A 12,804-nucleotide genomic window follows, 5' to 3' on the forward strand; every position below is an offset into this window, starting at 1 on the left:
ATCCCTTCCGTGCTAGACCCGGTCGGCCAGCAGCTTCTTGCGGTCGACCTTGCCGGTCGAGGTGCGCGGGAACTCCTCGGCGGCGAGCTCCACCGAGGACGGCACGGCGGTGCGCGGCAGCAGCCGCGCGCAGTGCGAACGCAGGGTGAGGCTGTTGGGCCGGGCACCGCCGACCGCCCGGACCAGCGCGTGCAACCGGTACCCCGCCTCGTCGTCTGGCAGGGCGAGCACGACGACGTCGGCGACCTCGGGGTGCGACTGCAGGGCCGCCTCCACCTGCCGCAGGTTGGTCCGCACACCGCGGACCTTCACCTGGTGGTCGGCGCGGCCGTCGAGGTGGAAGACCCCATCGGCGTCGCGGCGGACCAGGTCCCCGGTGCGCAGCCAGGTGTGCCCGTCGAGCTCGACCCACTTGTCGGTGATCGCGGTGTCGAGGTAGCGGCCCGCCTGGAACGGGGTGCGCACCAGCAGTTCCGCGCCGTCCACCCGCACCTCGACCCCGTCGATCGGGCGGCCGATCGGGACCGGGTCGGCGCTGCCGGGATCGGAGTCGTGGATGAGGCTGTCGTTGGTCTCGGTGCAGCCGTACACGTTGCGGATCCGGGCTTTGGGGAACAGTTCCGGCAGCCGCGCCAGCAGCGCGGGGGGCATGGCGTCGCCGGTGTGCACGAGTTCGCGGACGCCGGGGAACGGGCTGTCGGCGACCTCCAGCAGCCGCCGGTAGAACAGCGGGACCGCCTGCACCACCTCGACCGGCGCGTGGGTGAAGGCGCGCAGCAGGTAGCGGGCGTCGAGCGCGCGTTCCTGGTCGGTGAGCACGACGTGCCCGCCGACGCGCAGCGTCGTCCAGATGTCGAGCAGGCACAGGTCGAAGTTCAGCGGGGCGTAGTTGAACACCACGCTGCCCGCGGTGATGTCGAACGCCCCGGCCGCCCAGTCGGCGAAGCGGTCGATCGCGGCGTGCGGCAGCGGCACGACCTTGGGCAGGCCGGTGGAGCCGGAGGTGGTCAGCATCGGTCCGATGCCCTCGAGGTCGGGCACCTCGTCGGCGGGCTCGCCGGTGTCCACGGTGGTCAGGTCCGCGTGCACGACCTGCCCGCAGCCCGCCTGCCGGTAGAGCGCGGCGCGCGCGTCGGTGCCCAAGTCCGTCGGCGGCAGCAGGAACGGTCGCCGCTGCGCCCAGCAGGCGAGCACGAGCGCGACCGACTCGGGGGACTTGCGCACGTGCAGCCCGACCGGTCGCCCGGGGGTCAGCCCGTCGAGCACCCGCAGCGCGTCCTCGACCAGCGCGCGCAGCTCCCGATAGGACACATCGGCGCCATTGAACGACAATGATGTTCCTTTGGCGCCGCTGTCGATGAGACCGGATAAATGGTCTCCCATAAAGGCCCCCGATTGATATGCATTCTGCCTTTCCGAGACGCTAGCGACGACCGGTCGGGCCACGCAAACCGCCGAATGGGTGACGGACTTGGCGCTCCTATCCCAGATTGAACTACCTCGGGCTAGTGGTCGCTACTCCGAATGTGCCAGTCGCACCACCCGGTCCGCGCAGCGGGAATGGTGGTACGAGCGGTGTTCACTATTGAATTCCCGAACCCCTGTTAACGCATTGGTTCGCTTTACCGCTATACGAATGCGGGGAAGTGGTGTAGGTGCCGCCCGCGGCCCACCGGGTGGACGGTGTTGACAACGCGACTGTCCAGGGTGGACGTGCCAATCGGACGGCGAACGGTCCAGTCCCGGGCCGCGCGGTGGCGGGATTCGGCCGTGCGGCGCACGCCGGTGGTACGGTCTCGGCCCGGGCGGGCAGGCCATAGTGGACGGAGCAGTGCGCGCACCCGGGACCGCGCCAGCCGTCCGAGCCGCTACCGGCCGATGTGGTGGGCGGCCTGCCGCAGGTCGATCTCCTCGACGATGTCGCGGGCGACGTCCTCGGTCAGCTGGCGGCGCATGACCGCCTGGCCGACCGCGAACCGCTGGGCGTCGAACGAGGCGTCCGGGTCCCCCTCCGGCAGGCTCGCCGCCGTGGCGATCTTCCGGCCGTGCGCGCGCATCCGCGTGTACTCGGCGCGCTCGGCGGTCAGGTCGAACCCCAGCTTGCGGGTCAGCCAGCTGATCGTGGTGCCCTGGATGAGCAGGGTGCCGAGGGTGACGATCAGCGCGATCGCCTGGACCTCGTCACGACCCGGGAACGGCTCGCCCGCCGAGGTGAGCTCGGGGACACCCGCCGCCGCGGCCAGGGTGAGGATGCCGCGCATCCCGGTCCACCCGACCAGCGTGCTCTCCTTGGTCGTCGGCGGCGCCACCGGCTCGCCCCGCTTGCGGCGGCCGTCGCGGGCGGGCAGGAACCGGGGCGCGCGGACCAGCCGCCGCTGCGCCCGCTGGTGGTGCGCCTTCCAGCGTCCGAACAGGCCGAACACGGCCACGAACCGGAACACGATGGCCGCCACCAGCAGCACGCCAGCCGCGATGAGGGTCCGCGCCACCGCGGTGTCGTCGGCCACGTCGAGGTCGTGCAGGACGAACCGCAGTTGCAGGCCGATGTAGGCGAACACGAACGTCTCCAGCAGGAAGTCCATCACCTGCCAGACGCCGTCCTCCTGCAGCCGGGTCCGGTGCCCGCCGGGGTACTGGTGCCGCGGGTCGAGCGCGAGGTTGACGCTCATCGAGAACGCCGCGGCCACCACGGCCAGGATCCCCGAGGCGTGCGCCTGCTCGGCGGTCAGGAAGGCGGTGAACGGCAGCAGCATCACCAGCGCCGTCTCCAGCGTCGGGTTGCCCAGCCGCTTGCGGATCACCAGCCCGACCAGCGCGAAACCGGCCCCGATGGCCAGCCCTATGCCTGCGGTGCGGAAGAACTCGACGAAGCCGCCGAGCCAGGTCGCGTGTGCCCCGTTGACCGCGGCCACCGCGATGGTGAACAGCGTCAACGCGGTCGCGTCGTTGACCAGGCTCTCCCCGGTCAGGATCGAGGTCACCCGCTTCGGCATGCCCATCTCGGCCCCGTGCGACACCGTCGTGATCGTGTCCGGCGGCGCCAGCACCGAGCCGAGCACGAACGCGGCCGCCACCCCGATCGAGGGCAGCAGCAGCGAGGCCAGCCACCCCAGCACCCCCGCGGTGAGCACGACCGTGACGACCCCGAGGTAGATGATCGCCCGCAGGTTCGCCCCGAACCCGGAGATGGACGCCCCGCGGGTGGCCGAGTACAGCAGGGGCGGGATCACGTGCGCGAGGATCAACTCGCTGTCCAACTCCAACCGGGGCACCCCGGGGATGAACGACGCCCCAGCGGCCAAGACGACGATCAACCACCCCGGTTCGACGCGCTTCTTGCGCGCGATCGCGGTCACCGCGATGCCGAACCCGATGATGAGCAGCAGCTGAACGCCATTCACGCGGCCACTCTAGGTGCGGGCACCCCGTGTCGCAGCGGCGCCCGGCGCCCGCCAACAACCAGCGCCCGATCTGCCCCATTCAGGTAGTTATCGTGGATCTGGGGGCTGCGGCGGCGTTGGGCGGAGCAGGTGATCCGAGCGGCCCTGGCCAGGTTGCCACCGGGGCCGCGGGCTGCAGACAGCACCTGTGGCTTCTGGCGAACGCCGCGTCCCCGCCGCAGTGTGTGGACGAGGTGACGCGACCTCGCCCGCGAAGCTGATCTTGATGGCAGGCCGGAGGTGAACCCGAATGGCCATTCGTTGCCCCGCCTCGGTCTTGGCGGTCGGTCATCGGCGGAGTAGGCGGTCCCAGGGGCGCTCGCGGTCTCGGGCGAACGGGGTGTCCATTGCCAGGCCGCGCGGGATGAGGACGGCGGCCTCGCCTGCGAAGCTGATGCCGATGGCGAGTTGGTAGGGCCGGGCGCCGTCGTGCATGCCGAGCTTCACCGCCAGCAGCGTGTACGCGCCCGACACCACCACGCCCGCTACGACCAGGGCGAGGCTCCACTTGGTGTAGCGCTGCCAGAGTTCGCCGTTCTTCGTGTAGATCGTGGCGGTGGCCCCACGCGCTGCGCCGAAGGCGAAGCCGACCACGCAACTGCCCACCACCCAGGCGATGTCCGCGCCGGTCAAGTCCGGGAACCGCACCACCCCCCACACGCCGATGGCGCACAGCACCAGCGGCGGTGCCACGACGTCGCGCCAGTTGAGTGGTTCGCCGATGACGCGCAGCGCCACCACCACGATCGCACCGATGACGAAGACCGCGACCGGCCAGCTGTTCACCCAGACCCCCTCACCCGGGCGGGCACCCGCCACGGATTTAGCACGCTCATGCCAGGAACGAGCGTAGCACCACCGTGCTATAAAGGGTCGTGCCGAAGATCGTCGTGCCCGAGGAGCGCCGCGCGGCGATCAGCGACGCGGTGATCCGGGTGGTGCGGCGGGCGGGGGTCGAGGGGGCCACGCTGCGCACCGTCGCCGACGAGGCCGGGTTGGCGATCGGGTCCGTCCGGCACTACTTCGGCAGTCACGAGGACGTGCTGATCTTCACGATGCGCGAGCTCGGCCTGCGGATCGGGCGGCGCATCGGCACCCACGTCGACCGGCTGCTCGGCACCGACCCCGACATCGACCGGCGCGCTGCGGTCGAGGACCTGTTCGCCGAGTTCCTCCCGCTCGACCCGATCCGGTGGGACGAGGCCGTGGTGTGGCTGGCTTTCACCACCGCCGCACGCACCCGGCCGTCGTTGCGCGACACCGCGGTCGAGCAGCACGCGTTCATGCGCGGCCTGATCACCCGGGTCCTCCAGGAGGCGACCGCGCGCGGCGCCCTGCCCGACCGGCTGGACCTCGAGGTCGAGTGCCTGCGGCTGTCCGCCCTGCTCGACGGGCTCACCCTGCAGGCGGTGCTGCACCCCGAGAACACGACGCCCGACCTGCTGCTGGCCGCACTGCGGCGGAGCCTGACCGCGCTCCAGTCCTGACACCCCCGGCTGTCACTCGAACGGGGATCTCATTGCGCGCGACCGGCGTTCTCGGGCAACGCTGGTAACGGACCACTGTGGACCCGGCGGGGCCGGGCGAATCGGAGCGTGGTGACCGTGCCGAGGTCGGCGTCACTACGCGGGCGAAGGCGCGGGTGGCTGTCATGGCGGTATTGCTCTATAGGCTCGGGTTGTCCTCTGTGCGACGTCGCGTGCTTGTGGCGCTGGTGTGGCTATTCGTGTTCGTGGCCTCCGGCGTGGGTGCGGTGACGCTGTCGGGGGAGACGGTGACGACGTTCCGCATCCCCGGGCAGGAGTCCACGACCGCGCTCGAGCTGATGGGGGAGCGCTTCGGCGCGGCGTCCAGCGGCGGGTCCGCTCAGGTCGTGATCGAGGCGCCCGCGGGGCGCACGTTGCTGGAGACCGAGGTCGCCGAGCGGGTCAGCGGAGTGGTCACCGAGCTGAAGCGGCTACCGGGAGTCGTGGGCGTCAGCAATCCGGTGGACCCGGCCAACCCGGTCGTGTCGGCGGACCGGCGCATCGGCTACGCCACGGTGTCCTACTCGGTGCCCGCGCCCGCGGTGACCGAGGACCAGCGGACCGCGCTGCTGGAGGCGGTCGAAACGGCCCGGACCGACGGGCTCGTCGTCGAGGTGCGCGGTGACGTGTTGCAGGCCACCGGCCAACCCGGCGGTCCGGCGGAGGCCATCGGTGTCATCATCGCGTTGCTCGTGCTGGCGGTGACCTACGGCTCGCTGGTCAGCGCCGGGATGAACCTGCTCACCGCGGTCGTCGGCGTCGGCATTGGCGCGATGGGGATCATCACCCTCACCGGGTTCATGGACCTGCAGGCGACCACCCCGGTCCTGGCGGTGATGCTCGGCCTGGCGGTCGGCATCGACTACGCCCTGTTCATCGTCACCCGGTTCCGACACGAGTTGTTGGCCGGGCGCTCGGTGGAGGAGTCGGCCGCGATGGCGGTCGGCACGGCCGGGTCGGCGGTGGTCACGGCGGGACTGACGGTCGTGATCGCGCTGGCCGGGCTGTCGGTCGCGGGCATCCCGTTCCTCACCGAGATGGGCCTGGCCGCCGCGGGCACGATCGTCGTCGCGGTCCTGATCGCGGTGACCCTGGTGCCCGCGATGCTCGGCTTCATCGGCCGCAAGGCACTGCCGCGCCGCTCCCGCGAAGAGGGCTCGCCGGTGCACGTCGACCACGGCTTCTACCGCCGCTGGGCCAACGGCGTCACCCGACACCCGTGGCTGTCGCTGGTGGCCGCGGTGGTCGCGCTGCTGGTGGTCGCGATCCCGGTGCTGTCGCTGAAGACCTCCCTGGTGCAACACCCCGACCGCGACAGCACCCAGGCCAACGCCGAGCGGTTGATCGAGACCGGGTTCGGTCCCGGCTTCAGCGCGCCGCTGCTGGTCCTGATCGACGGCCCGGACGCGGTCACCCGAGCCCCGGCGATCCGCGACCAGGTCGCCGCCCAGGCCGATGTCGCCGTGGTCGCCGCCGCGCGGCCCAACCCGGCCAACACCGCCGCGCTGATCACCGTGATCCCGGCGTCGGGCCCGGACTCCACCGAGACCAACGACCTGGTCCGCGCCCTGCGCGACAACATCGCCGACACCGACGGCGCCCGCGTCTACGTCACCGGCACCACCGCGGTGAGCATCGACATCTCGCACAAGCTCGACCAGGCCCTGCCGCTGTACCTGGCGCTGGTCGTCGGCTTGGCGTTCATCCTGCTGATCCTGGTGTTCCGCTCCATCCTCGTCCCGGTGGTCGGCGTGCTCGGCTTCCTGCTGACGATCGGCGCGGTGCTGGGCGCGACCACCGCGGTCTTCCAGTGGGGCTGGCTCTCGGCGGTGGTCAACAGCAACTCGACCGGCCCGCTGATGTCCTTGTCCCCGATCATCATCGTCGGGATCCTCTTCGGACTCGCCATGGACTACCAGGTGTTCCTGGTGTCGCGCATGCACGAGGCCTACGCCCACGGCACCGAACCCCGCAGCGCGATCACCACCGGCTTCGGCCAATCCGCCCCCGTCGTGGTCGCCGCCGCCACCATCATGTTCGCCGTCTTCGCCGGCTTCGTCCCGGAGGGCGACGCGACCATCAAACCCATCGGCTTCGCCCTGGCCATGGGCATCCTGTTCGACGCCATCATCGTCCGCATGGTCGCCGTCCCGGCCGCCCTGACCCTCCTCGGCCACAGCGCCTGGTCGCTGCCCAGCTGGCTGCACTGGCTCCCGGAGTTGGACGTGGAAGGTGCCGCCCTCGAACGCGACATCCCGACCCAATCCGCCACGGAGCCCACACCTACCTCCACCCGCCCCCATTCCGACGTCCACCACTAGCCCCATGGTGGACAGGGTGGCCGGGTCCGGTTCAGACTGGCGGGCACATGAACCCGCTGCTGTTCCTCGACGTGGACGGCCCGCTGATCCCCTTCGGCGGCCGGGACTACGAGGTCTTCACCGACGCCGAGTTGGGCAATCCGTTGCTGGCCCGGGTCAACCCGGCGCTGGGGCCTCGCCTGCTGGCCCTGGGCTGCGACCTCGTCTGGGCCACGACGTGGTTGGACGAAGCCAACGAGTGCGTCGCCCCGCTGCTCGGCCTGCCCGCGCTCCCGGTGACGACCTGGCCGGACGAGGACGACACCGGGCTGCACTGGAAGACCCGACGCATCGTCGAGTGCGCCGCGGGCCGCCCCTTCATCTGGGTCGACGATGAGCCCACCGACGTCGACCGGGCCTGGGTGGCCGATCACCACCCGGAACCAGCGTTGATCCACACTGTCACCGCCGAGGTGGGACTGACCGCTCGCGACTTCGACACCATCTCGCAGTGGCTTGCACGTAGGTGAGGTCAGGGTTGCTCGTGCGGGCACCCATCGAGGCAGGCTCACAGCGGTCAACACGGTGATACTGGCGTTTGGACCCATGGCGTAGGGAGAGTGCGATGCGCAGAACACTCGATACCACGCATGACGAGTCGCCGGAGCACCGTCCAATGGCGAAGGCTCGCGAAGACATGCGGCCGGACTTGCGAGCCGCGCTCATGCTCCAGCGGACCGCGGGAAACCGCGCCACCAGTCGACTGCTCGACGCCCGGGCGGTCGGGGGTGAGGTCGAGGGCGGTGTCGTCGTGGACCAGCGTTCGGGTTCCGGCACGCCGACTGTGCAGCGGGATGGCGTGGAGGACGTGACAGTGGCGTTCGGTGGGCCGGTGCGCAGCGCGACGACGCCCGCGGGGATGGTCGACCGGATCGCGCCCGGGCGGTCGGTGCCGCTGGCGCTGACCGTGGGCAACTGGCACACGCCGATGGCACCGATCACGCTCAGCGTCACCGGTGTCGGCGCTGGCGGGGTCGCGACCGTCAACGGGGGTGCCACCGCGCAGGTCCAGGGCAACAGCACGGTGACGGTCGCAGGCGGGGACCAAACCGCCGTCGGGCACGGGGCCCAGCTGCGGGTCACGGCAACGCTGGGGCGTCGCACGATCGCCGCTTCGGCGCCGTTCGCGGTGTGCGCGATCCCGACCGACTGGACGGACACGCTGATCGGGCCGGTGACGGGGGACCGGCGCGGGATCAAGGTCCAGGACGGCTGGTCGTCGGACGGGGCCGGGGGCATCGGCGAGCTGGCCGAGACCGAGATCTCCGAGCAGGTCCAGTACTCCGGCGGGACGGGGTGCTTCACCGGGATCAACCGGGGCACCAACTCCGGCTACCTGCCCGGCCACCAGCTGACCGCCGACACCCACGCCATCGCCGCCTCGGCGCTGACCGGCGAGGGCCACCTGCTCGCCTCGCAGGTCTCCACCTTCAACGAGAAGCGCACCGGCGCCACCGACGTCCCGATGACCAACTCGGGGATGGAGGTCGTGCGCGACGTGCGCCCCAAGTCCGGCGGCACCCTGGAGATCGAAACCAGCAAACACGGCGCGGCCACCGCCGCCCGCGGCTTCAGCTCCGCCGCGGGCACCGCCGCCATCTCCCTCCGCCAGGACGTCTGATGCTCTACACCCGCGAAGGCGACAACCTGGTCCCCGCCACCCCCGCCGCCCAACAACTCGCCACCGACTACCCCACCTGGCCCGACAAGGGCCCAACCATCGACGGCACCCGCATCAGCATCAACTCACCACAATCGCACTACCGCCCATCCGACCCCATCCACATAGTCCACGCCGTAGAAATCCTCACCCCCGGCCAAGACCTCCACGTCATGGGCCCCAAACCCATCCACGGCGAATGGGTGGACGACGTACTGGCCACCGACCCCCCAACCCCCACCCCCCTAATCCCACCTCTCTACGACGGCCGCGTCCTCCCGTCCCCTGGTGTCGACACGAACTACGAGGTGACCACCTACACCTTCACCACCCCCGGCACCCACACCATCCAGTGGCGCCTCGGCCCACTCACCTCAAACCTGCTCACCCTCAAGATCAGCTAGCTAGCGCCCAACGGACCCTGCTGAGCAGGCCCGACGACGCACACTGACCAAGTGGCGCCCATCGGTGGCCAAGACCAACACCGCCGACTCCTGCCGTTGCTGCTTGTTTTGGCGGCGACCCAACCAGGCGCCGGAAGTCCTGCCGCTCGCTCGCGCCCAAGTACCGCCGGACGAGGTGGGCGCGTACTCGCTCGTCCAGCTCAGGACAGCTGACGGACGCATTGTTGCCATCGAGAGATCCGACCTGGCTCACTGATCCGATGCCGACCTACTGCATTCCGGCGTAGACCCAGTCGCCCAAGCCCAGCCCGCTCAACGTCAACTAGCGCACGGCCAGCGGCACCCGACTGGACTGTGGTCGATCGGCCCGCAACCGCTCCGGCCAGTCGAACGCCAACGGGTCTCGAGTCGACGTCCATTGCTCGTCCAGGGCCCGCAGCGCCCGGTAAGCCGCCGCGACCTCGGCATCCGTCCACGGAAAAGCGGACTCCGCCATCGACCCCCACGCCGAGCGCACCGCCGCAGTCGAGATCGGCTCGTTGTGCTCGACGAAGTGGTGGAACGTGCCCGCCATGATCTCCGCGATGTTGAGGGCTCGGCCGACTGACTTCAGCAACGTTGAGCTGTGGGCCTTGGCTGTGCGCTTCGGCCTCCCCGAGGCAACGGTCATGTTGTCGAACACGGCCCCTGCGGCTATGCACCCGAACACGCCCGTCCCGATGCCCAGTTCCCGCTCCGTCACCGCGTGCGCCAGGTCGTGCGGAACCCTCCACTTGCGACTGTAAGAAGGCAGCAGCAGGACGATCCCGTCGGACCGCGTCACCCGGGTCAACGACTCGCCCCGGGGGTCGTGCTGGAACTCGACGCGCATGGCCACGCAGTGTGGACCACGGCGGGCGCGCGGGCGAGTGAATATCGGCGAACCTCCATTGTGGACAGACAACCATGTACGCAGCGTGGCCGAAGAAGGGAAGGCGGTCTCGATCGGGTGGTGGACGGGCTGAGGAGGCGTGCCCGGGGCCCGCGCGGTGAATGCTCGCCTCGGAGTGTCACCGCAGGAGGTGGCGCCTGAGGTAGGAGGTAGTGCGGTGAAGAAGTGGACAGTGGCGGTGCTCGCCCTGGTACTCGCGACCGGGCTCGTCACGGCCCCGGCGGCCTCGGCCGAGCAGGTGAACGGCGGCCTCAGCGGTTACTGGGTGCTGCGCACCCCCGAAGGCGCAGGCCTGGTCGAGCGAGACGGTCAGATCGGGCTCGGTGCCCCGAACAGAGCGACCCGGTGGCGGTTCGTGCAGACCGGCCCCGGCCCGACCTACCTGATCCTGGACAACGACCGGCGCGGGTGGGTGCTCCCCGCGGCGACCCCGTCCGCGCCGGTCCGGGTCAGCCCGTTGGTGCTGCTGCCCACGGACCCGCGCGGCCTGCGGTGGACGATCCACACCAACCGCAAGGGCGGCGCCGTCGAGGTCACCATCAGCTCCGCGCTGAACGGCTGGCCGGTCGTGCCCAACGGCGGCTATGACCCGCGCCTGGTCGTGGTCCCGGAGACGTTCGCCCCGGTGACCTACCTCGCCACCAGGGTGGGCCGCTGACGCCACCCCGTCACGTCTGCCCGGCCGCCGACGATTGATCTTGGTCGGAGCAGGCTGGCGAGGTGGGAGAAGTCATGGCGGGCGTCATCATGGGGCACGGGTCGCACGTCGGGGACGACGTGGTCACGGTGCCCGCCGGGCTGCCGGTGCACTTCTTCACCGACGAGGGCTCCCCGCTGCTGATGGTCAACCTCCTGGAGCTGATCAAGCGGGACAACCCCAGGACGCCCATGCACACCGCGAAGCCGGGCGTGGCCGTGCTCAACTACCAGTACGCGCCGTTCCAGCCGCACGAGCTGCGCGCCATCGCCCAGGCCGACCAGCTCGACCTGCCGCACGTCGTCGTCGGCACGGAGGCCCAGCGCACCGCGCTGCGCCTGTGCGAGGACCCCAAGGGGTGCCCCGCGCAGGGACCGCACCGGTGCGCCGGGGTCTTCGGCCGGGCGGCGGCGGGCGGCTGGTCGGCGCTGCTGGTGGTGTCCTGCCGGATCCTGACCGGGCACACCCAGCCGCCGACCGTCGCCCTGATGACCCCCTCCGGCAAGCGCGACACCTCGGTGTTCGACGCGCTGTTCGCCTGGGTGTCCGGTTTCGTGCCGCAGGCCCCCGCCGCGCAGGACACCACCTGGGCGGCGCTGTCGGCGGCCGAGCGGATCCGCCTGATCGCCTCGGATGACGAGATCCGGCTGTGGGCCGACTGCCTCGACCTGCGCACCCGGATCGCCGCGGTGGCCCGGCCCGCGGCGCTCGCCCTGGTCAAGGCCGCCCCGGTCCTCGTCCGGTTCCGGCTGCTGCGCGACTACCCCGCCCACCGCGACCTGGTGCGCGACGGGACCACCCTGTCGCCCGTCGAGCTCAAGGCGATCGCGGACTTCCCGAAGGCGCCGTTCGACGACCAGGTCCGCGAGTGGCTCGACCTGGACCTGGAGGACGCCGTCCGCTGGATGGCCGACCCCGTCATGACGTCCTGGGCGACCGCCTTCAACGCGTTGGAGATGTTCGACGCGGGTCTGCGCGGACCGGGCTTGCTCGCCATGCTGGGCAGGCTGGACCCGGCGGGCAAGGCCTTCGCGCAGGGAGAGCCCGCCCTGGTCGAGTACCTGACCCGCAACTCGCTGCGGATCTGATCGCCCCAGGCGCTCCTCCCACTGAGTGGCGGGCAGGATGTGCGCCGTGGAGCACCTCGTTGACCTGGACGTCCTCGCGGACCGGCTCCGGCCGGTCATCGAGCAGTGGCGGCACGCGGCCACTGTCGGACCGCTGACCTGGCGCGACGAGACAGCCTCCTGGCCCCAACCGATCACCCCCGATCGCGCGGACATCCAGGCCCCGGAATCGCTGGGTCTCACGCTGCACCGCCACGATGACCTGTTCGAGATGGTGGTCTGGACAGGCGGCTGGGCCGACGTCGGCTACCTGCTCAACGACGAGATCCACAACTCCCGCCCCGAGTTCCACGACGTCGAAGCGGCCTACGCCGCCGTGGTCGAACAGGTCGAGATCTTCCTCGCCTAGGCCGTGCGCAGCGGATGACGACGGCCAGGGCAGCTCCCACACGACGGCGGCCGGGCTCGACTAGACACCCTGACCACCGCACCCAGCGGAAACGTTGCCCCCAGCTGGAGGTTCGGAGCGCAGCCCCGGTCGTCGTGCCCGTGCTGGTGATGATCGCGGTAATCCCTCTCGGCACTTCGGCACCGACGTTGCTGACCGTGGTCGGGAGGGATCTTCGCGGCGATGAGCCTTGGATTTCGGTGCGGGCCAGGTGCAGGCGGCGTCAGGTGCGCGGCGGCGTGGTCGGCGCGATCGAGGACCACTACGCCCG

12 protein-coding genes are annotated in these 12,804 nt (G+C 70.7%); 8 read left to right on the forward strand and 4 right to left on the reverse strand.

All coding sequences use genetic code 11. The features are described 5' to 3' along the window. Positions 1-12 precede the first annotated feature (12 nt). From LV75_RS33205 to LV75_RS33215, 3 genes are all read right to left on the reverse strand, one after another. Entirely contained in the window at positions 13-1,332 is a 1,320-nt protein-coding gene (locus LV75_RS33205; RefSeq protein ID WP_253891444.1) for an AMP-binding protein, read from the reverse strand. A 536-nt stretch (positions 1,333-1,868) separates the two neighbouring features. Next, positions 1,869-3,401: a cation:proton antiporter gene (locus LV75_RS33210; RefSeq protein ID WP_253891445.1), complete on the reverse strand. Its 1,533-nt coding sequence runs from the start codon at positions 3,399-3,401 to the stop codon at positions 1,869-1,871. Positions 3,402-3,728: 327 nt separating this feature from the next. Then, positions 3,729-4,226 (reverse strand): DUF1453 domain-containing protein, encoded by a 498-nt coding sequence (locus LV75_RS33215; protein WP_253891447.1) that lies wholly within the window; start codon positions 4,224-4,226, stop codon positions 3,729-3,731. Between the two features lie 89 nt (positions 4,227-4,315). Between LV75_RS33215 and LV75_RS33220 the strand changes: the two genes are divergently transcribed. The 5 genes from LV75_RS33220 (at position 4,316) to LV75_RS33240 (ending at position 9,390) form a co-directional block, all read left to right on the forward strand. Then, positions 4,316-4,927 carry a TetR/AcrR family transcriptional regulator gene (locus tag LV75_RS33220; protein WP_253891449.1) on the forward strand — a complete coding sequence of 204 codons (612 nt, stop codon included), beginning with the start codon at positions 4,316-4,318 and terminating at the stop codon, positions 4,925-4,927. Between the two features lie 164 nt (positions 4,928-5,091). Continuing rightward, positions 5,092-7,287 carry an MMPL family transporter gene (locus LV75_RS33225; protein ID WP_253891451.1) on the forward strand — a complete coding sequence of 732 codons (2,196 nt, stop codon included), beginning with the start codon at positions 5,092-5,094 and terminating at the stop codon, positions 7,285-7,287. A gap of 47 nt (positions 7,288-7,334) precedes the next feature. After that, a complete protein-coding gene (locus LV75_RS33230) occupies positions 7,335-7,796 on the forward strand; it encodes an HAD domain-containing protein (protein ID WP_253891453.1) in 462 nt (153 codons plus the stop codon). A 95-nt stretch (positions 7,797-7,891) separates the two neighbouring features. Next, positions 7,892-8,947, forward strand: coding sequence for a hypothetical protein (locus LV75_RS33235; RefSeq protein WP_253891455.1), 1,056 nt, complete (start codon positions 7,892-7,894; stop codon positions 8,945-8,947). Then, positions 8,947-9,390 carry a hypothetical protein gene (locus LV75_RS33240; RefSeq protein ID WP_253891457.1) on the forward strand — a complete coding sequence of 148 codons (444 nt, stop codon included), beginning with the start codon at positions 8,947-8,949 and terminating at the stop codon, positions 9,388-9,390. Before LV75_RS33235 ends, LV75_RS33240 begins: the two co-directional genes overlap by 1 nt. A 322-nt stretch (positions 9,391-9,712) precedes the next feature. Here the strand turns inward: LV75_RS33240 and LV75_RS33245 are convergent, their stop codons facing one another. Next, the gene (locus tag LV75_RS33245; RefSeq protein ID WP_253891459.1) at positions 9,713-10,261 is read right to left on the reverse strand and encodes a hypothetical protein; all 549 of its coding nucleotides are present in this window, start codon (positions 10,259-10,261) and stop codon (positions 9,713-9,715) included. Between the two features lie 217 nt (positions 10,262-10,478). Here LV75_RS33245 and LV75_RS33250 point away from each other — a divergent pair, with 217 nt between their 5' ends. From LV75_RS33250 to LV75_RS33260, 3 genes are all read left to right on the forward strand, one after another. Then, complete coding sequence (locus LV75_RS33250; RefSeq protein WP_253891461.1) at positions 10,479-10,979, forward strand: hypothetical protein; 501 nt, start codon at positions 10,479-10,481, stop codon at positions 10,977-10,979. Between the two features lie 74 nt (positions 10,980-11,053). Continuing rightward, positions 11,054-12,106 (forward strand): putative adhesin, encoded by a 1,053-nt coding sequence (locus LV75_RS33255; protein WP_253891463.1) that lies wholly within the window; start codon positions 11,054-11,056, stop codon positions 12,104-12,106. Positions 12,107-12,152: 46 nt separating this feature from the next. Further along, on the forward strand, positions 12,153-12,494 hold the full coding sequence (locus LV75_RS33260) for a hypothetical protein (RefSeq protein WP_253891465.1): 342 nt from the start codon (positions 12,153-12,155) through the stop codon (positions 12,492-12,494). Positions 12,495-12,804: the final 310 nt, after the last annotated feature.

This window comes from Actinokineospora diospyrosa, from assembly GCF_024171925.1.
Lineage (GTDB): Bacteria > Actinomycetota > Actinomycetes > Mycobacteriales > Pseudonocardiaceae > Actinokineospora > Actinokineospora diospyrosa.

Excerpts from the sequence above, each read along its gene's own strand:
- LV75_RS33230 (WP_253891453.1), top strand. The coding sequence starts at position 7,335 with ATGAACCCGCTGCTGTTCCTCGACGTGGACGGCCCGCTGATCCCCTTC.
- LV75_RS33245 (WP_253891459.1), bottom strand. The coding sequence starts at position 10,261 with ATGCGCGTCGAGTTCCAGCACGACCCCCGGGGCGAGTCGTTGACCCGG.
- LV75_RS33235 (WP_253891455.1), top strand. The coding sequence starts at position 7,892 with ATGCGCAGAACACTCGATACCACGCATGACGAGTCGCCGGAGCACCGT.
- LV75_RS33240 (WP_253891457.1), top strand. The coding sequence starts at position 8,947 with ATGCTCTACACCCGCGAAGGCGACAACCTGGTCCCCGCCACCCCCGCC.
- LV75_RS33255 (WP_253891463.1), top strand. The coding sequence starts at position 11,054 with ATGGCGGGCGTCATCATGGGGCACGGGTCGCACGTCGGGGACGACGTG.
- LV75_RS33225 (WP_253891451.1), top strand. The coding sequence starts at position 5,092 with ATGGCGGTATTGCTCTATAGGCTCGGGTTGTCCTCTGTGCGACGTCGC.